The organism is Pseudomonas sp. FW305-E2, assembly GCF_058782925.1.
Window position 1 is genome coordinate 1 of sequence record NZ_JBYSYE010000018.1, and the last position, 20,833, is coordinate 20,833.

General features: G+C 61.0%; 22 protein-coding genes. 14 read left to right on the forward strand and 8 right to left on the reverse strand.

Annotated features, from left to right (window positions below; all coding sequences use genetic code 11):
* Positions 1-128: 128 nt before the first annotated feature.
* A complete protein-coding gene (apbC, locus tag AC3WLP_RS15145) occupies positions 129-1,223 on the reverse strand; it encodes an iron-sulfur cluster carrier protein ApbC (RefSeq protein WP_003254924.1) in 1,095 nt (364 codons plus the stop codon).
* 158 nt (positions 1,224-1,381) lie between these two features.
* Between apbC and metG the strand changes: the two genes are divergently transcribed.
* From metG to AC3WLP_RS15180, 7 genes are all read left to right on the forward strand, one after another.
* Positions 1,382-3,421 carry a methionine--tRNA ligase gene (gene metG, locus AC3WLP_RS15150; RefSeq protein WP_014860064.1) on the forward strand — a complete coding sequence of 680 codons (2,040 nt, stop codon included), beginning with the start codon at positions 1,382-1,384 and terminating at the stop codon, positions 3,419-3,421.
* A 106-nt stretch (positions 3,422-3,527) separates the two neighbouring features.
* Complete coding sequence (locus tag AC3WLP_RS15155) at positions 3,528-4,076, forward strand: Rnf-Nqr domain containing protein (RefSeq protein ID WP_014755521.1); 549 nt, start codon at positions 3,528-3,530, stop codon at positions 4,074-4,076.
* On the forward strand, positions 4,073-5,044 hold the full coding sequence (locus AC3WLP_RS15160) for an RnfABCDGE type electron transport complex subunit D (RefSeq protein ID WP_012051403.1): 972 nt from the start codon (positions 4,073-4,075) through the stop codon (positions 5,042-5,044). The genes AC3WLP_RS15155 and AC3WLP_RS15160 overlap by 4 nt, the downstream gene beginning before the upstream one ends.
* Complete coding sequence (locus AC3WLP_RS15165) at positions 5,041-5,643, forward strand: RnfABCDGE type electron transport complex subunit G (protein ID WP_088512945.1); 603 nt, start codon at positions 5,041-5,043, stop codon at positions 5,641-5,643. Before AC3WLP_RS15160 ends, AC3WLP_RS15165 begins: the two co-directional genes overlap by 4 nt.
* Positions 5,636-6,160, forward strand: coding sequence for a hypothetical protein (locus AC3WLP_RS15170; RefSeq protein ID WP_064492965.1), 525 nt, complete (start codon positions 5,636-5,638; stop codon positions 6,158-6,160). Before AC3WLP_RS15165 ends, AC3WLP_RS15170 begins: the two co-directional genes overlap by 8 nt.
* 4 nt (positions 6,161-6,164) lie before the next feature.
* Entirely contained in the window at positions 6,165-6,803 is a 639-nt protein-coding gene (gene nth, locus AC3WLP_RS15175; RefSeq protein ID WP_003254935.1) for an endonuclease III, read from the forward strand.
* Positions 6,804-6,907: 104 nt separating this feature from the next.
* A complete protein-coding gene (locus AC3WLP_RS15180) occupies positions 6,908-7,084 on the forward strand; it encodes a PA3496 family putative envelope integrity protein (protein WP_003254937.1) in 177 nt (58 codons plus the stop codon).
* A gap of 70 nt (positions 7,085-7,154) precedes the next feature.
* On the opposite strand, the gene AC3WLP_RS15185 is transcribed toward AC3WLP_RS15180, so the two are convergent.
* A complete protein-coding gene (locus tag AC3WLP_RS15185) occupies positions 7,155-7,778 on the reverse strand; it encodes a response regulator transcription factor (protein ID WP_003254939.1) in 624 nt (207 codons plus the stop codon).
* A 368-nt stretch (positions 7,779-8,146) separates the two neighbouring features.
* On the opposite strand from AC3WLP_RS15185, the gene AC3WLP_RS15190 reads away from it, so the two are divergent.
* Complete coding sequence (locus AC3WLP_RS15190; protein ID WP_012051399.1) at positions 8,147-8,629, forward strand: hypothetical protein; 483 nt, start codon at positions 8,147-8,149, stop codon at positions 8,627-8,629.
* Between the two features lie 67 nt (positions 8,630-8,696).
* On the opposite strand, the gene AC3WLP_RS15195 is transcribed toward AC3WLP_RS15190, so the two are convergent.
* Both AC3WLP_RS15195 and AC3WLP_RS15200 read right to left on the reverse strand, forming a co-directional pair.
* Positions 8,697-9,914: an argininosuccinate synthase gene (locus AC3WLP_RS15195; protein ID WP_003254941.1), complete on the reverse strand. Its 1,218-nt coding sequence runs from the start codon at positions 9,912-9,914 to the stop codon at positions 8,697-8,699.
* A 462-nt stretch (positions 9,915-10,376) separates the two neighbouring features.
* A complete protein-coding gene (locus AC3WLP_RS15200; RefSeq protein WP_088512946.1) occupies positions 10,377-11,318 on the reverse strand; it encodes a flagellar protein MotY in 942 nt (313 codons plus the stop codon).
* 130 nt (positions 11,319-11,448) lie between these two features.
* Here AC3WLP_RS15200 and pyrC point away from each other — a divergent pair, with 130 nt between their 5' ends.
* Together pyrC and rnt are read left to right on the forward strand one after the other, a co-directional pair.
* Positions 11,449-12,495 carry a dihydroorotase gene (gene pyrC, locus AC3WLP_RS15205; RefSeq protein WP_012051397.1) on the forward strand — a complete coding sequence of 349 codons (1,047 nt, stop codon included), beginning with the start codon at positions 11,449-11,451 and terminating at the stop codon, positions 12,493-12,495.
* Between the two features lie 59 nt (positions 12,496-12,554).
* Entirely contained in the window at positions 12,555-13,166 is a 612-nt protein-coding gene (rnt, locus tag AC3WLP_RS15210) for a ribonuclease T (RefSeq protein WP_010952252.1), read from the forward strand.
* Positions 13,167-13,325: 159 nt separating this feature from the next.
* Here rnt and AC3WLP_RS15215 read toward each other — a convergent pair whose 3' ends face one another.
* The gene (locus AC3WLP_RS15215; protein ID WP_003254945.1) at positions 13,326-13,928 is read right to left on the reverse strand and encodes a peroxiredoxin; all 603 of its coding nucleotides are present in this window, start codon (positions 13,926-13,928) and stop codon (positions 13,326-13,328) included.
* 224 nt (positions 13,929-14,152) lie between these two features.
* On the opposite strand from AC3WLP_RS15215, the gene AC3WLP_RS15220 reads away from it, so the two are divergent.
* Together AC3WLP_RS15220 and bfr are read left to right on the forward strand one after the other, a co-directional pair.
* Entirely contained in the window at positions 14,153-14,371 is a 219-nt protein-coding gene (locus tag AC3WLP_RS15220; RefSeq protein WP_003254947.1) for a bacterioferritin-associated ferredoxin, read from the forward strand.
* Positions 14,372-14,570: 199 nt separating this feature from the next.
* Positions 14,571-15,044 (forward strand): bacterioferritin, encoded by a 474-nt coding sequence (gene bfr, locus AC3WLP_RS15225; protein WP_003254948.1) that lies wholly within the window; start codon positions 14,571-14,573, stop codon positions 15,042-15,044.
* A gap of 57 nt (positions 15,045-15,101) precedes the next feature.
* Here the strand turns inward: bfr and grxD are convergent, their stop codons facing one another.
* Complete coding sequence (gene grxD / locus AC3WLP_RS15230; RefSeq protein WP_003254949.1) at positions 15,102-15,437, reverse strand: Grx4 family monothiol glutaredoxin; 336 nt, start codon at positions 15,435-15,437, stop codon at positions 15,102-15,104.
* Positions 15,438-15,528: 91 nt separating this feature from the next.
* The gene (locus AC3WLP_RS15235; RefSeq protein WP_012051395.1) at positions 15,529-17,637 is read right to left on the reverse strand and encodes a molybdopterin-dependent oxidoreductase; all 2,109 of its coding nucleotides are present in this window, start codon (positions 17,635-17,637) and stop codon (positions 15,529-15,531) included.
* Between the two features lie 374 nt (positions 17,638-18,011).
* Between AC3WLP_RS15235 and argF the strand changes: the two genes are divergently transcribed.
* Together argF and AC3WLP_RS15245 are read left to right on the forward strand one after the other, a co-directional pair.
* A complete protein-coding gene (argF, locus tag AC3WLP_RS15240; protein ID WP_012051394.1) occupies positions 18,012-18,932 on the forward strand; it encodes an ornithine carbamoyltransferase in 921 nt (306 codons plus the stop codon).
* Positions 18,929-20,038, forward strand: a complete 1,110-nt coding sequence (locus AC3WLP_RS15245) for an ABC transporter ATP-binding protein (RefSeq protein ID WP_014755513.1) — start codon at positions 18,929-18,931, stop codon at positions 20,036-20,038. Before argF ends, AC3WLP_RS15245 begins: the two co-directional genes overlap by 4 nt.
* 120 nt (positions 20,039-20,158) lie before the next feature.
* On the opposite strand, the gene ybaK is transcribed toward AC3WLP_RS15245, so the two are convergent.
* Positions 20,159-20,629 carry a Cys-tRNA(Pro) deacylase gene (ybaK, locus tag AC3WLP_RS15250; protein ID WP_003254957.1) on the reverse strand — a complete coding sequence of 157 codons (471 nt, stop codon included), beginning with the start codon at positions 20,627-20,629 and terminating at the stop codon, positions 20,159-20,161.
* Between the last annotated feature and the right edge of the window lie 204 nt (positions 20,630-20,833).

Consider the following 20,833-nt stretch of genomic DNA (forward strand, 5'->3'; position numbering starts at 1 on the left):
AGCAATCTATGCATGATGCGGAGATCCTGGGGCCGCTGCGCGGCCCTTTCGCGACGCCAGGCCGCTCCCACAGGGATCGCGCCAGCTTTTAGAAATTGAGCAAGACAGTTGCCCCCACAGGGAATGCGTCAGTCTTCGCTGATGGTAATGCTGGGCATTGCCGGCGCCGCAGCTTCCTGCAGCACGATCCGCGCGCCTACCTGGCGGGCCAGCTCCTGGTAAACCATGGCAATCTGGCTTTCCGGCTCGGCGATCGCCGTCGGCTTGCCGCTGTCGGCCTGCTCACGTATCAGCATCGACAACGGCAGCGACGCCAGCAGGTCGACGCCATACTGGCTGGCCAGCTTCTCGCCGCCACCTTCACCGAACAGGTGTTCGGCATGGCCGCAATTCGAGCAGATATGCACGGCCATGTTCTCGACCACGCCCAGCACCGGAATGTTGACCTTGCGGAACATTTCCACGCCCTTCTTGGCATCCAGCAGCGCCAGGTCCTGTGGCGTGGTGACGATCACCGAGCCGACCACCGGCACCTTTTGTGCCAGGGTCAGCTGGATGTCACCGGTACCCGGCGGCATATCGATCACCAGGTAATCCAGGTCATCCCAAGCGGTCTGGGTGACCAGTTGCAGCAGCGCGCCAGACACCATCGGGCCACGCCATACCATCGGCGTGTTGTCGTCGGTGAGGAAGGCCATGGACATGACTTCCACGCCGTGGGCCTTGATCGGCACGAACCACTTCTGCTCACGAATCTGTGGACGGGTACCCTCGGCGATGCCGAACATCACCCCCTGACTGGGGCCGTAGATATCGGCATCGAGAATACCTACCCGTGCGCCTTCGCGTGCGAGGGCCAAGGCCAGGTTGGCAGCGGTGGTCGACTTGCCCACACCGCCCTTGCCCGAGGCCACGGCGATGATGTTCTTGACGTTGGCCATGGCTGGTACCTGGGCCTGGGCCTTGTGCGCAGCCACCACGCAATCGATCGAAACCTGGGCGCCAGTGACCCCCTCGAGGCTGCCAATGGCGGTCTGCAGCACCTGGGCCCAGCCGTTCTTGAACAGCCCTGCGGCATAACCCAACTGCAACTGCACGCTGACCTGCCCGCCCTGGATATCGATGGCGCGCACGCAGCCGGCGCTGACCGGGTCCTGGTTCAGGTAGGGGTCGGTGTACTGGCGAAGCACGCCTTCAACGGCGGCACGGGTGACGGCACTCATGGAGACTCCCATTGGCAAACTGAATGTAAAACAGCCGCCTATCCTAACCCGTCAATCGTCAGCAGATGCGCTTGCGGGGTGAAATATCTTCGCCAGCCCTTTATAGTGGCCGATCACCCTCATTTTTACCCCGTAGCCAGATAAGTAGCCGAGCCACCATGTCCGAGCCACGCCAGATTCTCGTCACCAGCGCCCTGCCCTATGCCAATGGATCGATCCATCTCGGCCATATGCTGGAGTACATCCAGACGGACATGTGGGTGCGCTTCCAGAAGCTGCGCGGCAACCAGTGCATCTATGTCTGCGCCGACGACGCTCACGGTTCGGCCATCATGCTGCGCGCCGAAAAGGAAGGCATCACCCCGGAACAGCTGATCGCCAACGTCCAGGCCGAGCACAGCAGCGATTTCGCCGACTTCCTGGTGGACTTCGACAACTTCCACTCCACCCACAGCGAAGAGAACCGCGAGCTGTCGAGCCTGATCTACTCGCGCCTGCGTGAAGCCGGGCACATCGCCACCCGTTCGGTGACCCAGTACTTCGACCCGGAAAAAGGCATGTTCCTTGCCGACCGCTTCATCAAGGGCACCTGCCCGAAGTGCGCGGCCGAAGACCAGTACGGCGACAACTGCGAAAAATGCGGCGCCACCTACGCACCCACCGAGCTGAAGAACCCCAAGTCAGCGATCTCCGGTGCCACCCCGGTACTGCGTGATTCCCAGCATTTCTTCTTCAAGCTGCCAGACTTTCAGGCCATGCTGCAGCAGTGGACCCGAAGCGGCACCCTGCAGGACGCGGTAGCCAACAAGCTGGCGGAATGGCTGGACTCCGGCCTGCAGGAGTGGGATATCTCCCGCGACGCGCCGTACTTCGGCTTCGAGATCCCGGGTGAGCCTGGCAAATACTTCTACGTATGGCTGGATGCACCAATCGGCTACATGGCCAGCTTCAAGAATCTCTGCGCACGCCGCCCGGAGCTGGACTTCGACGCCTTCTGGAACGAAGGCTCCAAGGCCGAGCTGTACCACTTCATCGGCAAGGACATCGTCAACTTCCACGCCCTGTTCTGGCCAGCCATGCTCGAAGGCGCCGGCTTCCGCAAGCCGACCGCGGTCAACGTGCACGGCTACCTGACGGTCAACGGCGCCAAGATGTCCAAGTCGCGCGGTACCTTCATCAAGGCCCGCACCTACCTGGATCACCTGCAGCCGGAGTACCTGCGTTACTACTATGCGGCCAAGCTGGGCCGTGGCGTCGACGACCTGGACCTGAACCTGGAAGACTTCGTGCAGAAGGTCAACTCCGACCTGGTCGGTAAGGTCGTCAACATTGCCAGCCGCTGCGCCGGCTTCATCCACAAGGGCAACGAAGGCGTGATGGTCAGCGGTGATGCCGCGCCTGAGCTGACCGAAGCCTTCCTGGCTGCCGCCCCCTCCATCGCCGAAGCCTATGAAGCCCGTGATTTTGGCCGCGCCATGCGCGAAATCATGGCACTGGCCGACCGCGCCAACGCCTGGATCGCCGACAAGGCACCGTGGTCACTGGCCAAGCAGGAAGGCAAACAGGATGAAGTCCAGGCCATTTGCGCCCAAGGCATCAACCTGTTCCGCCAGCTGGTGATCTTCCTCAAACCGGTACTGCCGGTGCTGGCCGCTGACGCCGAGGCTTTCCTCAACGTGGCCCCGCTGACCTGGAACGACCACCTGACACGCCTGGAAAACCACACACTTAACCCGTTCAAGGCCCTGATGAGCCGTATCGAGCCGGCCAAGGTCGAAGCCATGGTCGCTGCCAGCAAGGAAGACCTGCTGGCAGCCGAAGCCAAGGCCCCGGCGGGCAATGGCGAGCTGGCCAAGGACCCGCTGTCGGCAGAGATCGAGTTCGATACCTTCGCTGCCGTCGACCTGCGTGTGGCGCTGATCGTCAAGGCTGAAGCCGTGGCGGGTGCCGACAAGTTGCTGCAACTGACCCTAGACATTGGTGACGAGCGCCGCAACGTGTTCTCCGGCATCAAGTCGGCCTACCCAGACCCGTCCAAGCTGGAAGGCCGCCTGACCATGATGGTAGCCAACCTCAAACCCCGGAAGATGCGCTTTGGCGTGTCCGAAGGCATGGTCATGGCTGCCGGCCCTGGCGGTGAAGAAATCTACCTGCTGAGCCCGGACAGCGGCGCCAAGCCAGGCCAGCGCATCAAGTAACCGCCCTGCGGGCCATTGTGGGAGCGGCCTGCCCGCTCCCACAATTACGCAGGCCCCTTCATGCCAAACCCGGACAATCGCCCCGATTCCCGGCTATCGTCATCTCATGAATGACTACATCCTGGTCCTGATCAGCGCCGCACTGATCAATCACCTGTGCCTGCTTCGACAGCCACTCTCCGGGCTGCAACTGCAAGTGCACGGCCTGGCCTGCGCCCTGTGCATCGCCCTGGGTGTAATCGGCGCGCAGTTGCTGGTGCACGCGGTACTTGCCCCGTTGCACATCCACGATCTTGCCCTGTTTCTGCTATTGCCCTGGCTGGCTTTGCTCGCCTGGGGCCTGCCCTGGCTATTGGCCAAGTGGCGCCCGGCCTGGCCTGTAGTGGGGTTGCCAGCGTTGCTGTTGAGCAATGCAGCAGTACTTGGGCTGGCCTTGCAACAGACAAGCGACGACGGCACCTGGCCAACCATGCTGCTCCAAGGCTTGCTGACGGGGGGCGGCTTCTGGCTGGCGCTGATGGTGTTCGCCGACCTGCGCCAGCGCAGCGCCCACGCCGATATCCCCAACGCGCTGCGCGGCCTGCCCATCGAATTGATTGGTGCCGGGGTGATGGCCATGGCGCTTTCCGGTTTCAACGGAATGTTTGGCCAATGAGCAGTCCCGATCCCCGCCTACGCACCAGCATGGGCCTGGTCTTGCTCGCCTGCACGCCTGGACTGCTGGCGCTGTTGTGGCTGCATGGCTGGGGCATGATGCTGAACCTGTTGCTGTGCGCCAGTGCCGCGCTGCTGTGCGAGGCATTGCTGCTGGCACTGCGCAGCCAATCACTGAGCCAGGCGCTAAACGACGGCAGCGCACTGGTGACCGCCGTGCTGCTGGCGGCCGCCCTGCCCACCCTGGCGCCATGGTGGCTGCCGGTCATCGCGGCAAGTGTCGCGATCGGTATCGGCAAGCAGGCCTACGGCGGGGTCGGGCGAAATCTGTTCAATCCGGCCATGGTGGGTTATGCCTTCGTGCTGCTCAGCTTCCCGTTGCAGATGAACCATTGGCCTGGGCAGGCCCCTGGCCTGCTCGACAGCGTGCAGCAGGTGTTCGCTGGGGGCGAACAGATCGATGCCTGGGCCCGTCCGACATTGCTCGACGGCTTGCGCCACAACCGCAGCCTGACCATCGACGAGCTGTTCGCCAGCCATCCGGGCTTTGGCAACATTGGCGGGGCAGGCAGCGAATGGGTCAACCTGGCATTCCTGCTTGGCGGCCTGTTCTTGATGCAACGCAAGGTGATCAGTTGGCATGCGCCGGCAGGTTTGCTGGCAGGGCTAGTGGTATTCAGCCTGTTGGGCTGGAACGGTTCGGGGTCGGACTCCAATGGCTCGCCTTTGCTGCACCTGTTTTCCGGCTCGACCATGCTGGCAGCCTTCTTCATTGCGACCGAGCCAGTGTCCGGCCCCAGAGACGACTGGGCCAAGCTGTGCTTCGGCGTGGGGACAGGGGTGCTCATCTACCTGATTCGTACATGGGGCAGCTACCCGGATGGCACCGCGTTCGCCGTCCTGCTGATGAACCTTTTGGCACCGGCGCTCGAGCGCATGGCTGCGCAGCGTCAGCAGGCAGCCCGATGAAGCGCGGGGTTCGGGATGTAGGCCTGCTGCTGCTGACTGGAGTATTGGCAGTGTCTGCCACCCTGGCCTGGCGGCAGTGGACCGGTCCGGCCATCGCCGGCGCTGAAAAGCAGCTGCAAAGCCGCCAACGGCTGGCCGTGCTGCCCGACGGTAGCTATGACAACCAGCCCCTGGAAAGCCCGCTGCCAAGGCCCGCCGCACAGAGGCCCAACAGCCGTATCCTGGCGGCTTACCGTGCCACTTTGGCAGGTAAGCCAAGCGCCATTATCCTGATCACACAGGCCCAGGGGTATGCCGGGCCGATCGTGCTGAGCGTCGCCATCACCACGGACGGCCGGCTGATCGGCAGCCAGGTTGTCGAACAACAGGAAAGCCCCGGGCTGGGCGATCGCCTGGGGGATCCGCGATTGCACTGGCTGAGTCAGTTCAACAACCGCGATCAGGGCGATCACTGGGCGCTGAAGCGGGACCAGGGTGACTTTGACCAATTGGCCGGCGCAACCGTGACCTCGCGCGCGGTGATCGCCGCATTGCAGGATGCGCTGAGCTATTTCGACGAGCAGCGTAGTGTATTGCTGGAGGGCGCCACCCATGAATAGGTTCTGCCTGCTGGCCATGAGCCTGGCGCCACTGCTGGGTGCCACCCGAACGCTGGCTGAAGGCGCGGCCATCGGCCTGTGCGCAGTACTGATGGGGTGCCTGCACCAACTGTTGCTGGCGCCACTGCGTAAACACATGGCCAGCTGGGCCTATGTAATGGCTAGCCTGCTGCTGCTGGCAGCCTTGGCCAGTTGCCTGCAGTTGGCCCTGCGGGCCTGGCTGCTACCGCTGGCCATTGCCCTGGGCCACTATCCCGCATTGTTGTGCCTGCAATGCCTGGCCAGTGACCACCTGCTACCTGACCAACGCCGCTGGCGCCTGCTCGCAAGGCACCTCGGCGCTGTCTTTGCCATTTGCCTGCTGCTGGGCACCAGCCGCCAATGGCTGGCTGACCATGCCGAGCTGCACCTGGCCAGCCTCGCACCCGGTGCGCTACTGCTGCTGGGTCTGCTGTTGGCCTTGTACAATCGCCTGCTTCCGGGCCCTGCCCACCCACCTCGTCAAGGAAAGCCCTGATTTCATGAATGCCGCCAAACGCCTGGAGATTTTTCGCAGGCTGCACGAAGACAACCCCGACCCCAAGACCGAACTGGCCTACACGACCCCGTTTGAACTGCTGGTCGCCGTGACACTGTCCGCGCAATCCACCGACGTCGGCGTCAACAAGGCCACTGCCCGCCTGTTCCCCGTCGCCAACACCCCCGAGGCCATCTATGCCCTGGGCGTTGAAGGCCTCAGCGAATACATCAAGACCATCGGGCTTTACAACAGCAAGGCCAAGAATGTCATAGAAGCGTGCCGGCTGCTGATCGAGCGCCACGACAGCCAGGTACCGCAAACCCGCGAAGCGTTGGAGGCGCTACCCGGCGTCGGCCGCAAAACCGCCAATGTGGTGCTTAACACGGCGTTTCGCCAACCGGCCATGGCCGTGGATACTCATATTTTCCGGGTGAGTAACCGCACGGGCATCGCGCCAGGCAAAACGGTGCTGGAAGTGGAAAAGAAACTGGTCAAGTTTGTACCCAAGGACTACCTGCTCGACGCCCACCACTGGCTGATCCTGCACGGGCGCTACGTATGCCAGGCGCGCAAGCCAAGGTGCGGCAGCTGCAGGATCGAAGATTTGTGCGAGTACAAGCACAAAACCTCCGACGATTGAGCCGATTGCCAAAAACCACTCACGTCGATTGAAAAAATCTTTTTTACCAGCGTCTGCTTTCTGGTTATAAGGACGGCCAATGGCCCCTTGGCTTGGAGCGACTCATGAGTACCGATAAAGACGACCTGTCGATCGATGATGATTTTGTTGCCGCAGACGATGACGCGGAGCCACAGGTTGAAACAGCAAAAACCAACCTGAGCAAACGCCGCACCATCGACAACATGCTGGAAGAACGGCGCCTGCAAAAGCAGTTGGCCGATTTCGATTACGACCTGTAGTGCGGGTCCCGTAGTCAAGGACCGATAGCCTTGGCAAAGCCTCCTGGCTGGAGGCTTCAAGGCTTGGCGATCAGTTCAGACCTTGCCGTTGCGCCAGCTCGATCAGGTCAACCAATGACCGTGCATTGAGCTTGAGCAGCAGCCGTGACTTGTAGGTACTGACCGTCTTGTTACTGAGGTACATGCTGTCGGCAATCTCCTTGTTCGAACGCCCTCGCGCCAGTTGTTGCAGCACCGTCATTTCTCGCGCAGACAGGCGATTCACCATATCCGTCTCGCTGCCCGCCCCCCTGCCACGTGACGCATGCAAGGCCTGGTTGGGGAAGTAGCTGTAACCCGACAACACAGCCTTGATAGCGCTGAGCAGTTCGGTAAGCTCCTGCTGCTTGCACACGTAACCCGCCGCCCCTGCCTGCATGCAGCGCATCGAAAAGTTGCCGGGGGCCTGCGACGTCAGCACCAGTACCTTGCTACCCGGGCTGAATGTCGCCATGCGGGCAATCACCTCCAGGCCATCCAGCTTCGGGATACCGATATCCAGCACCACAATATCCGGCAGGTGTTGCCGCGTCAGCTGCAGCGCAGCTACCCCATTGTCAGTCTCCGCCACAACGTCATACCCATGCCGCTCCATCAGCATGCGTACGGCCAGGCGTATGACCGGATGATCATCCACGATAAGCACTTTATTCATGCGATATCCATACAGTGTTGTTGCTTTGGCACGCCACGATAACCGACAGGACGCTTGCTGGCGCGGCGATTTACCAGCGAAAGCGATGGACAGAAAAAGCCTACAGAACTTACAGAAACTTCCTACACATAATGACTATGGTTGTAACAAACAAATTACTTATTACCGAAAGAAACGGTACCACCCGCAGTCATAAACGTACCAGTTGAATACTGATCTTCAGCAGAGGAAAACTTCCGATTCAAACACGTTGAAAAAGCCATACAAGAGGGTTCTCTGACGATCATTCCTCCCCCGGGAAACAATCCAGCCTTTAGTTGAGTACAGCGGTAAGGTAAAGATGGACAAAACCGCTGGAGACGGCCCATATGACCCAAGCACAACCTGTCGCCCCGCTGACGATCATTGCCATCTTCGCGGGGATCATCGAAGCCTCCGCCCTTGCCACACTGCCATTTCTCGGCGAGTCCAGCCAAAAGCTCTACACCTGGTTCCTGGTAGGCTTTCCATTCTTTCTGACGGCACTGTTCTTTCTGACGCTCAACTTCAATTACAAGTCGTTCTACAACCCGCTACCCGACAGCACAGCACAGCCCAACACGCCAGCACTGAACAGTGTGGCCACACCCGCGATTTCCAATGATGCCCGTGAGGCGGTACAGGGCGAGCCTGTCACGTTCATGTTCTCCGGCCCCGACGCCTATCGCATGATGGAGCAGCAACTCTTGCACGCACTTGCCCAACCGCCCGAGCCAACGCGAGTCTGGCGCTTTTGCAATCTGGAGAGACGTCAATGTGCGCAGCTTTCGATCAGCGCACTTGAGGGCGATGATGTGAGCCATCGAAGTTGAACGACCCGCCTTTGCGCGGGCATAAAAAAACCCCGGACTGAGCCGGGGTTTTCGCACACACCAGCAATCAGAGCAGCGAACGGCCCTTGTTGGCGGCAATGCGCATACGCAGTGCATTGAGCTTGATGAAGCCAGCAGCATCTGCCTGGTTGTAGGCACCACCATCTTCTTCAAAGGTGGCGATGTTGGCATCGAACAGCGAATCGTCCGACTTGCGGCCAACCACGGTCACATTGCCCTTGTACAGTTTCAGGCGCACCACACCGTTCACGTTGACCTGCGAAGCATCGATCATCTGCTGCAGCATCAGACGCTCCGGGCTCCACCAGTAGCCGGTGTAGATCAGGCTGGCATACTTTGGCATCAGCTCATCTTTCAGGTGAGCGACTTCGCGGTCCAGGGTGATCGACTCGATGGCACGGTGTGCCTTGAGCATGATGGTACCGCCAGGCGTTTCGTAGCAACCGCGCGACTTCATGCCGACGTAACGGTTTTCGACGATGTCCAGACGGCCGATGCCGTTGGCACCACCGATACGGTTCAGGTCTGCCAGGACGGTGGCCGGGGATTTCTCGACGCCGTCGATGGCAACGATGTCACCATTGCGGTAGGTCAGCTCGATGTAGGTAGCCTGGTCCGGGGCGTTCTCAGGCGAGACACTCCAGCGCCACATGTCTTCTTCGTGCTCGGTCCAGGTATCTTCCAGGACACCGCCCTCGTAGGAGATGTGCAGCAGGTTGGCGTCCATCGAGTACGGCGACTTCTTCTTGCCGTGGCGCTCGATCGGGATGCCGTGCTTCTCGGCGTAGTCCATCAGCTTTTCGCGGGACAGCAGGTCCCACTCACGCCATGGGGCGATGACCTTGACGCCTGGCTTCAGGGCATAGGCACCCAGCTCGAAGCGCACCTGGTCGTTACCCTTGCCGGTGGCGCCATGGGAAATGGCGTCAGCGCCGGTTTCGTTGGCGATTTCGATCAGACGCTTGGCGATCAGCGGACGGGCGATGGAAGTACCCAGCAGGTACTCGCCTTCGTAGACGGTGTTGGCGCGGAACATCGGGAACACGAAATCACGCACGAATTCTTCGCGCAGGTCGTCGATGTAGATCTCTTTAACGCCCATTGCCTGGGCCTTGGCACGGGCCGGTTCGACCTCTTCGCCCTGCCCCAGGTCAGCGGTGAAGGTCACCACTTCGCAGTTGTAGGTATCCTGCAGCCACTTGAGAATCACCGAAGTATCAAGGCCGCCGGAATACGCCAGTACGACCTTTTTTACGTCCGCCATGCCATCACTCCACGGGGTTGTACGGAAAGGGACCGATTCTACCGGCGTTGCGGATAAATTTACAGTGGGGCGACAGCTTCTGACGACAAAGCGACAAGAACTTTCGTAGGGGCGACGGGCGGTCGGTTGCGGGATGTGGCATGAGGCATGAGGCATGAGGACCATGGAGGGGCGTCGAACCGCAGCGTGCATGCCTGGAGGAGTTCAGCGCCTGTGAGACCGAGCGCCGCCAGGTGTCCGCCTCGATACATTCTGCGCCTGTGAGACCAAGCGCCGCCAGGTGTCCGCCTCGACACATTCTGCGCCTGTGAGACCGAGCGCCGCCAGGTGTCCGCCTCGACACATTCTGCGCCTGTGAGACCAAGCGCCGCCCGCGCGGCGCTCGATCTCACAGGCGCTGAAAATGTTATGACGAACCCATGGCGGCCTTGATGCGAGCCCATGACATGCACCGACCAGATCTCAGGGCGCCTTCGCCCCCGGGACGCCCGAGGCAGGTGCAACAGCCGGCGCCGCTTGCTCAACCGGCTTTTCCACCGGTTTCTCAACCACCGCCACCCGATCCAGCTCGATATTCACCCGCCGATTACGCGCCCGATTCGACGCACTGTTGTTCTTCGCGAGCGGATAACGTTCGCCATGGAAGCGCACAGTGATCTGCTCCTCCGGCACACCGTTAGCCTTGAAGTAATCGGCAACGGCCAATGCCCGACGGCGCGACAGGTCGCGGTTGGTAAGGCGGTTGCCACTGTTGTCGGAGTGGCCGTTGAGCTCGACATGATTCACCGTCGGGTCGGCTTTCATGTAATCGAGGATCACGTCCAGCCGCGCCTTGGCTGCTGCATCCAGCTCGATACCGCCCCCGGGGAAACCCACCTGGGTCTGGCGCACCTGGTCGTAGTTCATCGGCAACAGTTTGCCAGCACAGACCTGATAGTCATTGTAGGCTTTGGCGAAGCTGACCGGCAGCACTCGCACCTCCATCGGCCTGCCCGCCTCACCGGTGTAGTTGCGCACGACGGTGCTACGCCCGTCGAGCAAGCCGTTGATCAGCCGGCTGGCCTGCCCTTGGGAGGAGCTGAACAGCACACCACTGCGGGCCATACGCACATTGCCCAGGTTGATATCGCCACGCCCTGGTTGCCACGGCGCTGCCGCGGCCAGCAGGCTGGCGGTGCCTGCACCCAGTACGTTGCTGTCCGACCACAGCTGGAACACCGGCTGCTCGCCTGCCCGACGCACGAACGTACCGCTGCCGAAACCTTCGATCGGCTGGCTCAGACGGCACTCGAACTGGTCACCCTCGACCTTCCAGGCAATATTTTCCATGCGCGTCTGGAAAGTCAGTGCGCCGGCCGGCAGGCTGGCGAACAGGGTCAACAGGGCTAGGTAACGCTGGCGCACGGGCGGCTCCACAAATTCTGGCGGCTTACCTGCAGGCTATCGGACGCTGTCCGGAAAACTTGATAGCCGTGCTCGCCCCGGGGTTTTCCGGTAGGATTGGGGCTTGAGTTCGACCCGCCTGGAATCCCCAATGTCCGATCGCCTGACCCTCCTGCGCCCCGACGACTGGCACATCCATCTGCGCGATGGTGCCGTCCTGCCCCACACCGTTGGCGACGTGGCGCGTACCTTCGCCCGTGCCATCATCATGCCCAACCTCGTGCCGCCGGTGCGCACTGCCAACGAGGCCGGCGCCTACCGTGAGCGCATTCTGGCTGCCCGCCCGGCCGGCAGCCGCTTCGAGCCGCTGATGGTGCTGTACCTCACCGACAACATCAGCCCCGAGGACATCCGCGCGGCCAAGGCCAGCGGTTTCGTGTACGCCGCCAAGTTGTACCCGGCCGGCGCCACCACCAACTCCGATTCCGGCGTGACCAGCATCGACAACATCTTCCCGGCCATAGAGGCAATGGCGGAAGTGGGCATGCCGCTGCTGGTCCATGGCGAAGTGACCCGCAGCGAGATCGACGTGTTCGACCGCGAGAAGCGCTTCATCGACGAGCACATGCGCCGTGTGGTCGAGCGCTTCCCGACGCTGAAAGTGGTGTTCGAACACATCACCACCAGCGATGCCGCGCAGTTCGTCACCGAGGCCCCGGCCAACGTGGGTGCGACCATCACCGCCCAGCACCTGCTGTACAACCGCAACCACATGCTGGTCGGCGGCATTCGCCCGCACTTCTACTGCCTGCCGATCCTCAAGCGCAACACCCACCAGGTGGCCTTGCTGGACGCAGCCACCAGCGGCAATCCGAAGTTCTTCCTCGGCACCGACTCGGCACCTCATGCCCGTCACGCCAAGGAAGCAGCCTGCGGTTGCGCGGGTTGCTACACCGCCTATGCGGCCATCGAGATGTACGCCGAAGCGTTCGAGCAGCGTAACGCGCTGGACAAGCTGGAAGGCTTCGCCAGCCTGCACGGCCCGGCCTTCTATGGCCTGCCGGCGAACACCGACACCATTACCCTGGTCCGCGAAGAATGGACCGCTCCGGAAAGCCTGCCATTTGGCGAGCAAACCGTAGTCCCGCTGCGCGCTGGCGAAAAACTGCGCTGGCGCCTGCTGGAGAAAAACGCGTGAGCGAAGACCTTTACGAAGACGACCTGGACACCCAAGGCAGCAGCGGTCCTCGCCACCCGATGGCCGAGCGCTTCCGCGGCTATCTGCCGGTCGTGGTGGATGTTGAAACCGGTGGTTTCAACAGCGCTACCGATGCATTGCTGGAAATTGCCGCCGTCACCATCGGCATGGACGAGAAAGGCTTCCTGTTCCCCGAACACACCTACTTCCACCGCGTGGAGCCGTTCGAGGGCGCCAACATCGAGCCGGCCGCACTTGAGTTCACCGGGATCAAGCTGGACCACCCGCTGCGCATGGCGGTCAGCGAGGAAAGCGCGATGACCGACATCTTCCGTGGCGTGCGCAAGGCACTCAAGGCCAACGGCTGCAAGCGGGCAATTCTGGTCGGCCACAACAGCAGCTTCGACCTGGGTTTCCTCAATGCAGCAGTGGCGCGCAATGACCTGAAGCGCAACCCGTTCCACCCGTTCTCCAGCTTCGACACCGCCACCCTGGCGGGCCTGGCGTATGGCCAGACCGTGCTGGCACGAGCCTGCCAGAGCGCTGACATCGATTTCGACGGGCGTGAGGCGCACTCGGCACGTTATGACACCGAGAAAACGGCTGAGCTGTTCTGCGGCATCGTCAACCGCTGGAAAGAAATGGGCGGCTGGCGCGATTTCAACGATTGATCTGCCAAAGGCATTCGCGGGCACGCCCGCTCCCACAGGTTCACCTTTGCCTTCAGGCATGCAGAAAATCGGTGGGAGCGGGCGCGCCCGCGAAGAGGCCGGCACAGGAAGGCATAAAAAAACCGGCCACGAAGGCCGGTTTTTTCATGCACGCAGCAATTACAGCTTGCCAGCGTTCTCGCTCAGGTAGGCAGCAACGCCTTCAGGCGAAGCGTTCATGCCCTTGTCGCCTTTTTTCCAGTTGGCAGGGCACACTTCGCCGTGCTCTTCGTGGAACTGCAGAGCGTCAACCAGGCGCAGCAGCTCGTCCATGTTACGGCCCAGTGGCAGGTCGTTGACGATCTGCGAACGGACAACACCGTTGGTATCGATCAGGAAGGCACCACGGAAGGCCACGCCGCCTTCGGACTCAACGTCGTAGGCTTTGCAGATTTCGTGGGTCATGTCGGCAGCCAGGGTGTACTTCACCTGACCGATGCCGCCATTGTTGACCGGGGTGTTACGCCAGGCGTTGTGGGTGAAGTGCGAGTCGATCGACACGCCGATCACTTCCACGTTGCGCGCCTGGAAGTCAGGGATGCGGTTGTCCAGGGCGATCAGCTCGGACGGGCAGACGAAGGTGAAGTCCAGCGGGTAGAAGAACACCAGGCCGTACTTGCCCTTGATGGCCGAGGCCAGGTTGAAGCTATCGACGATCTCGCCATTGCCCAGCACGGCCGGAACGGTGAAATCGGGGGCTTTCTTACCAACGAGTACGCTCATTGTAATCTCCTGATGAGGGTGAAAAACCGTTTGCCGGGCCAGACGGGCTTGCCCGACATCCAACAAAGGCCGACCATCATACACGGCTTCTCATGACAGGCCGACTCCGTCGACAAAGCGACCACCGGTCGCTCAAGCACAGCACCCTCAGAAAGATCTTTGACAAGCATTCTCATTAACATTAAGCTCCAACCCATCGACCCAACCAGCGATGGTCAGCCCTTATGTATGTGTGTCTTTGTGTCGGCGTTACCGACGGACAGATCCGCGATGCGATCTATGAAGGATGCTGCAGTTACAAGGAAGTGCGCGCCGCCACCAATGTCGCCAGCCAGTGTGGGAAATGCGCTTGCGTGGCCAAGCAGGTGGTCCGCGAGACCCTGACCGAGCTTCAGGTCAGCCAGGCGGCCTTGCCCTATCCCGTCGAATTTACCGCTGCCTGAACGCAGAATTTCAAGAACCGGACCTGATGTCCGGTTTTTTTATGCCCGAAATTCAACAAGTTAGCGTTGCAACGCGGTTCACAAACATTCTTATTCCTATTAATTTTCACTTAGTATTCAAGAACTTAGGTTTGACACACCTAAGTATCGGGCTCAAACTTCAGTGGAGTGACACACTTCTACAGGGCAGGAACCCGACATGAAAGGCGACGTAAGCGTCATCCAGCATCTCAACAAGATCCTCGGAAACGAGCTGGTCGCGATCAACCAGTACTTCCTGCACGCACGCATGTACGAAGATTGGGGGCTGAACAAACTCGGCAAGCACGAGTACAAAGAATCCATCGATGAAATGAAGCACGCTGACAAACTGATCAAGCGTATTTTGTTCCTCGAAGGTATTCCTAACGTTCAGGACCTGGGCAAACTGCTGATCGGCGAGCACACCAAGGAAATGCTCGAGTGTGACCTGAAGATTGAACAGCAAGGCCTGGTCGACCTGAAGGCCGCCATCGCTCATTGTGAAACCGCTGGCGACTTCGGCTCACGTGACGTGCTCGAAGATATTCTCGAGTCCGAGGAAGAACACATCGACTGGCTGGAAACCCAACTGGGGCTGATCGACAAGATCGGTATCGAGAACTACCTGCAATCGCAGATGGGCGAAGAGTAACTATTCGCCCCATAAAAAAACCCGCTGATCGCGGGTTTTTTTATGTTTGCCGGAAGATCAGGCTTCAGAAGCCTTGGCCTTGGCAGCCGCTTCCTTGATCAGGGTTTGCAGCTCACCCTTCTCGAACATTTCCAGCATGATGTCGCTGCCGCCAACCAGCTCACCGGCTACCCACAGTTGCGGGAAGGTCGGCCAGTTGGCGTATTTTGGCAGGTTGGCGCGGATTTCCGGGTTCTGCAGGATGTCGACGTAGGCGAACTTTTCGCCACAACCCATCACGGCCTGCGATGCACGCGCAGAGAAGCCGCACTGCGGGGCATTCGGCGAGCCTTTCATGTAAAGCAGAATGGTGTTGTTGGCAATCTGCTCTTTGATCGTTTCGATGATATCCATGTAGCACCTCGGCTGAACTATCCGACACAGTCGTCGGCACGGTGTCGCATTGTATCGGAAAGCCGAGCGCCGTGCTCGGCCTTGCCGTTCCTCAAGCGGCCTCGACCTGCACGGGTACGCCATTGAGCGCAGCGTTCCCGGAAACCTGGTCCCGAAAGCGCTCATCGGTCAGGTCATTGGCACTCACGCCGGGTTGCGCCTGGGCGATCTGCAGGTGCACGCCCTGACGACCATGACCATAACCATGGGGCAAGCTGACCACACCGGGCATCATGTCCTCGCAGGCCTGCACCTCGACCTCCAGTGAGCCAGTACGCGAACGGATGCGCACGCGCTGGCCATCCTGCAGTTGCCGCTGCTGTAAATCTTGCGGGTGCATCAACAACTGATGCCGTGGCTTGCCTTTCACCAGGCGATGGAAGTTGTGCATCCACGAGTTGTTGCTGCGCACATGACGGCGCCCAATCAGCAGCAGCTCGCCCGGCACTGGGGGCGTCATTCGCGCCAGGCGGTGCAAGTCGTCCAGCAAGACCTGAGGGGCTGCTTCGACAGCCTTGCTGGCGGTCGCCAAGCGCCCAGCGAGGTTGCTGCGTAACGGCCCCAGGTCAAGCCCGTGCGGGTGATCGTCCAGTGTTGCCAGGGAGAGCTGCCAAGGCGTTGCTTCACCATAGCGCCCTTTGCGCAGGGCTTGATCAATCATCTGCGCAGGCGACCAGGTCGGCTTCAACGCCAACTCGGCACGCTTGGCAAACGCCTGGGCCAGGCCGACGAAGATCTCCCAGTCATGCAGTGCCCCCTCCGGCTTGGCCAGGATCGCCCGGTTGAAGCGCGTAACATTGCGCACTGCCAGCAAGTTGAAGGTGCTGTCGTAATGGTCGTTCTCCAGCGCTGAGGTGGAGGGCAGGATCAAGTCGGCATGACGGGTGGTTTCGTTGATGTAGAGATCGATACTGAGCATGAACTCCAGACCCTCCAGCGCCGTATCCAGCTGGCGGCCGTTAGGCGTGGACAACACAGGGTTACCGGCAACGGTCACCAGGGCGCGCACCTGCCCTTCGCCCGGTGTTTGCATTTCCTCGGCCAGGGCAGCCACCGGCAGCTCGCCGCCGTACTCGGGCAAACCCGACACACGGCTCTGCCAGGCGTTGAAATGGCCGCCCGAGGTGGTTGCCACCAGGTCGACGGCAGGCTCCGTGCACAATGCGCCGCCTGTGCGGTCGAGGTTGCCGGTCACCAGGTTCACAAGTTGCACCAGCCAGTGGCAAAGGGTACCGAATGCTTGGGTCGAGACGCCCATGCGGCCGTAGCACACGGCCTGCCCGGCAGCAGCGAAGTCGCGTGCCAGCTGGCGAATATCCGCTGCAGCAATACCACATTGGGCGCTCACGGCCTCGGCACTGAACGGCGCAATGGCCTCGCGCACCTGCTGCAGGCCGTTGACCGGCAAGTGCGAGCCCCGTGCCAGGCCTTCTTCGAACAATGTGTTGAGCAAGCCGCACAACAGGGCTGCATCACCACCGGGGCGTATGAACAAATGGCTGTCAGCCATTGCCGCCGTTTCGCTACGCCGCGGGTCAACCACCACCAGGCGCCCACCACGCGCCCGCAGGGCCTTCAGGCGCTTCTCCACGTCCGGAACAGTCATGATGCTGCCATTGGAGGCCAGCGGGTTGCCGCCAAGAATCAGCATGAACCCCGTGTGGTCGATGTCCGGAATCGGCAGCAGCAGCCCATGCCCATACATCAAGTGGCTGACCAGGTGTTGGGGCAACTGGTCCACTGAAGTGGCTGAGAAACGGTTACGGGTCTTGAGCAGGCCCAGAAAGTAGTTGCTGTGGGTCATCAAGCCGTAATTGTGCACGCTCGGGTTGCCTTGGTAGACCGCCACGGCATTGCGCCCATGGGCTTGCTGGACCGCCCACAATTTTTCGGCTGCCAGTGCGAAAGCCTCATCCCAGCCAATGGCCTGCCAATGCTCGCCGACCCGCTTATGGGGCTGGCGCAGGCGATCCGGGTCGTTCTGAATGTCCTGCAACGCCACGGCCTTGGGGCAGACATGGCCACGGCTGAACGGGTCCATGGGGTCGCCCTTGATCGAGCTGATCAGGGCCCGCCCGTCTTCCTCATGGCTGACTTCGATGTTGAGCCCGCAGATCGCTTCGCACAGGTGACAGGCACGGTGATGCAGGGTCTTGGTCATGGCCGCCTCTGCCTTGTTGTTGTCGAACAGTGACTATGCGCCCGCCCCCGCCCTGCGGCCAGTGCGCTTCGCCGCGTGAATCCACCGACATCAGGCGCACGATTTACGACAGCCATTTGCCAAATTGCCAGCAAGCCGTGTACAACCGTCTGTAGCAAATAAAGAACAGCACGGGCCAACGGGTAAAGACACCCTTTGCAATACCCTTTGCGATCACCCCCGCTTTTCCCCCCTTGGCTTCAGGCGACATTTACTTATAGTATTGCGCCTTTCCCTATTTCGTCCGCCCCGTGCGGCTTACGCCGCAGGTCACCCCCGTTGTCAAAAAAACCATACGGTCGACCTGCATACCGTTGCAGATAAGGTAGTCACTCATGAGCGCTAGGCACTTTCTCTCCCTGCTGGACTTCACCACCGACGAATTGCTCGGGGTGATCCGCCGCGGCATCGAGCTGAAGGACCTGCGCAAGCGAGGCGTGCTGTTCGAACCGCTGAAGAACCGTGTGCTGGGCATGATCTTCGAAAAGTCCTCGACCCGTACCCGTGTGTCGTTCGAGGCCGGCATGATCCAGCTCGGCGGCCAGGCCATCTTCCTGTCGCCCCGCGACACCCAGCTGGGCCGCGGCGAGCCGATTGGTGACAGCGCCATCGTGCTGTCGAGCATGGTTGATGTGGTGATGATCCGTACCCACGCCCACAGCACCCTGACCGAGTTCGCCGCCAAGTCGCGTGTGCCAGTGATCAACGGCCTGTCCGACGAATCGCACCCGTGCCAACTGCTGGCCGACATGCAGACCTTCGTTGAACACCGCGGCTCGATTCAGGGCAAGACCGTGACCTGGATCGGCGATGGCTTCAACATGTGCAACTCCTATATCGAAGCCGCCAGGCAGTTCGATTTCCAGCTGCGCATCGCCTGCCCCGAAGGCTATGAGCCGGATCAACGCTTCATGGCACTGGGCGGTGACCGCGTGCAGATCATCCGGGATGCCAAGGAAGCTGTGCGTGATGCACACCTGGTGGTCACCGATGTCTGGACTTCCATGGGTCAGGAGGAGGAAACTGCACGGCGCCTGGCGCATTTCGCGCCTTACCAGGTCACCCGCGAACTGCTCGACCTGGCTGCACCCGATGTCCTCTTCATGCACTGCCTGCCCGCCCACCGTGGCGAGGAAATCAGCCAGGACCTGCTCGACGACCCACGTTCGGTCGCCTGGGACGAGGCTGAAAACCGCCTGCATGCACAGAAGGCGCTTCTCGAATTCCTTGTAGAACCGGCTTACCACCACGCATGAGTCAACCCCTACTGCTCAACCTGCGCAACCTCGCCTGCGGCTATGGCGACCAGCGCATCGTCCAGAACCTCAACCTGCACCTGAACGCAGGCGACATCGGTTGCCTGCTGGGTTCATCCGGTTGTGGCAAGACCACCACCCTGCGCGCCATCGCCGGTTTCGAGCCGGTGCACGAAGGTGAAATCCACCTGGCCGGTGAGGTCATTTCCCGGGCGGGCTTCACCCTGGCTCCGGAAAAGCGCCGCATCGGCATGGTATTTCAGGACTACGCGCTGTTCCCGCACCTGACCGTGGCGCAGAACATTGCCTTTGGTATCGCCAAACACCCACGCCAGGCCGCCGTCATCGAAGAGATGCTGGAGCTGGTCAAACTCGGCGGGCTGGGCGGGCGTTACCCGCATGAGCTGTCTGGCGGCCAGCAGCAACGTGTCGCCCTGGCCCGGGCGCTGGCGCCCGAGCCGCAACTGTTGCTGCTTGACGAGCCATTCTCCAACCTCGACGTGGAGCTGCGCCGGCGCCTGAGCCATGAGGTTCGCGATATTCTCAAAAGCCGCGGCACCAGCGCCATTCTGGTCACCCATGACCAGGAAGAAGCCTTTGCCGTCAGCGACCAGGTTGGCGTCTTCAAGGAAGGCCGCCTGGAACAGTGGGATACGCCCTATAACCTTTACCACGAACCGCAGACGCCATTCGTGGCGAGTTTCATCGGCCAGGGATACTTCATCCGTGGGCAAATGAGCAGCCACGAGGCAGTCAATACCGAAGTGGGTGAGCTGCGCGGTAACCGCGCCTACATCATGGCGCCGGGCAGTTCGGTGGATGTACTGCTGCGGCCCGACGATATCGTGTATGCACCGGGCAGCGGGCTACAGGCGAACATCGTTGGCAAGAGCTTCCTGGGGGCATCGACCCTGTACCGCCTGCAACTGCCGACTGGCAGCCAGCTGGAAGCGATCTTCCCTAGCCATAACGACCTTCAGGTCGGTGAAGATGTGGGGATTGCGGTGAAAGCCGATCACCTGGTGCTGTTCCCGGTGCCGGGTAGCGTAGCGGCGCAGTTGCCGCGCCAGGAGAATGGCGTGCGTCGGTACAGTTCCGCGACCTGATTGCAGACCCTTGGGGCCGCGCTGCGGCCCAATCGCGACACAAGGCCGCTCCCACAGGAAATCGAGAACTCCTGTGGGGCGGCCTTGTGTCGCGATTGGGCTGCAGCGCGGCTCCGGATCTCAGCCTCTGCCGATCCCGGCAAACGTGCCCTGCGTATACTCCGCCAGCACCGCCGCTGCCAACTCCACTTCCAGGCCACGCCTGCCGGCGCTGACATGGATAGTTGCAAAATTCTGCGCCGAGTCATCAATAAAGGTACGCAGGCGCTTCTTCTGCCCCAGCGGGCTGATGCCGCCCACCAGGTAACCGGTCGCCCGCTGCGCCGCCGCCGGGTCGGCCATCTCGCACTTCTTCACCCCGGCAGCATGGGCCAGGGCCTTGAGGTCCAGGGTACCCACCACCGGCACAACCGCTACCAGCAATTCCCCTTTCTCGCTGCTTGCCAGCAACGTCTTGAACACCTGTTGCGGGTCGAGCCCGAGCTTTTCTGCCGCCTCCAGGCCATACGACGCCGACTTCGGGTCATGTTCATAACTGTGCACACGATGCTCGGCACGGTGCTTCTTCAACAGGTCTAGGGCGGGGGTCATGCAAGGGCTCCAGTCAGGGACGACTCGGCGGCTACTTTAGGACAATTCCCACATCCCAGCCACCGCACCGCAATCGCGCGCGTCTAGTACAGGGATCAGCAGCTGATTCTAGCGACCATATCGTGACTGACCGTTCACTTTCGACCTTTGACATCAGCGTTTCTTGTCTATATTTTTTCGTTTCTGAATAAGCGGTGCACTTAT

Bases quoted from the DNA above. Each gene is read 5' to 3' on its own strand.
- AC3WLP_RS15160 (WP_012051403.1), top strand. From the start codon at position 4,073: ATGAGCAGTCCCGATCCCCGCCTACGCACCAGCATGGGCCTGGTCTTG.
- bfr (WP_003254948.1), top strand. From the start codon at position 14,571: ATGAAAGGCGACGTAAGCGTCATCCAGCATCTCAACAAGATCCTCGGA.
- metG (WP_014860064.1), top strand. From the start codon at position 1,382: ATGTCCGAGCCACGCCAGATTCTCGTCACCAGCGCCCTGCCCTATGCC.
- AC3WLP_RS15190 (WP_012051399.1), top strand. From the start codon at position 8,147: ATGACCCAAGCACAACCTGTCGCCCCGCTGACGATCATTGCCATCTTC.
- AC3WLP_RS15245 (WP_014755513.1), top strand. From the start codon at position 18,929: ATGAGTCAACCCCTACTGCTCAACCTGCGCAACCTCGCCTGCGGCTAT.
- AC3WLP_RS15195 (WP_003254941.1), bottom strand. From the start codon at position 9,914: ATGGCGGACGTAAAAAAGGTCGTACTGGCGTATTCCGGCGGCCTTGAT.
- AC3WLP_RS15170 (WP_064492965.1), top strand. From the start codon at position 5,636: ATGAATAGGTTCTGCCTGCTGGCCATGAGCCTGGCGCCACTGCTGGGT.
- pyrC (WP_012051397.1), top strand. From the start codon at position 11,449: ATGTCCGATCGCCTGACCCTCCTGCGCCCCGACGACTGGCACATCCAT.
- AC3WLP_RS15220 (WP_003254947.1), top strand. From the start codon at position 14,153: ATGTATGTGTGTCTTTGTGTCGGCGTTACCGACGGACAGATCCGCGAT.
- grxD (WP_003254949.1), bottom strand. From the start codon at position 15,437: ATGGATATCATCGAAACGATCAAAGAGCAGATTGCCAACAACACCATT.
- AC3WLP_RS15180 (WP_003254937.1), top strand. From the start codon at position 6,908: ATGAGTACCGATAAAGACGACCTGTCGATCGATGATGATTTTGTTGCC.
- AC3WLP_RS15235 (WP_012051395.1), bottom strand. From the start codon at position 17,637: ATGACCAAGACCCTGCATCACCGTGCCTGTCACCTGTGCGAAGCGATC.
- AC3WLP_RS15165 (WP_088512945.1), top strand. From the start codon at position 5,041: ATGAAGCGCGGGGTTCGGGATGTAGGCCTGCTGCTGCTGACTGGAGTA.
- rnt (WP_010952252.1), top strand. From the start codon at position 12,555: ATGGCCGAGCGCTTCCGCGGCTATCTGCCGGTCGTGGTGGATGTTGAA.
- apbC (WP_003254924.1), bottom strand. From the start codon at position 1,223: ATGAGTGCCGTCACCCGTGCCGCCGTTGAAGGCGTGCTTCGCCAGTAC.
- nth (WP_003254935.1), top strand. From the start codon at position 6,165: ATGAATGCCGCCAAACGCCTGGAGATTTTTCGCAGGCTGCACGAAGAC.
- argF (WP_012051394.1), top strand. From the start codon at position 18,012: ATGAGCGCTAGGCACTTTCTCTCCCTGCTGGACTTCACCACCGACGAA.
- AC3WLP_RS15215 (WP_003254945.1), bottom strand. From the start codon at position 13,928: ATGAGCGTACTCGTTGGTAAGAAAGCCCCCGATTTCACCGTTCCGGCC.
- AC3WLP_RS15185 (WP_003254939.1), bottom strand. From the start codon at position 7,778: ATGAATAAAGTGCTTATCGTGGATGATCATCCGGTCATACGCCTGGCC.
- ybaK (WP_003254957.1), bottom strand. From the start codon at position 20,629: ATGACCCCCGCCCTAGACCTGTTGAAGAAGCACCGTGCCGAGCATCGT.
- AC3WLP_RS15155 (WP_014755521.1), top strand. From the start codon at position 3,528: ATGAATGACTACATCCTGGTCCTGATCAGCGCCGCACTGATCAATCAC.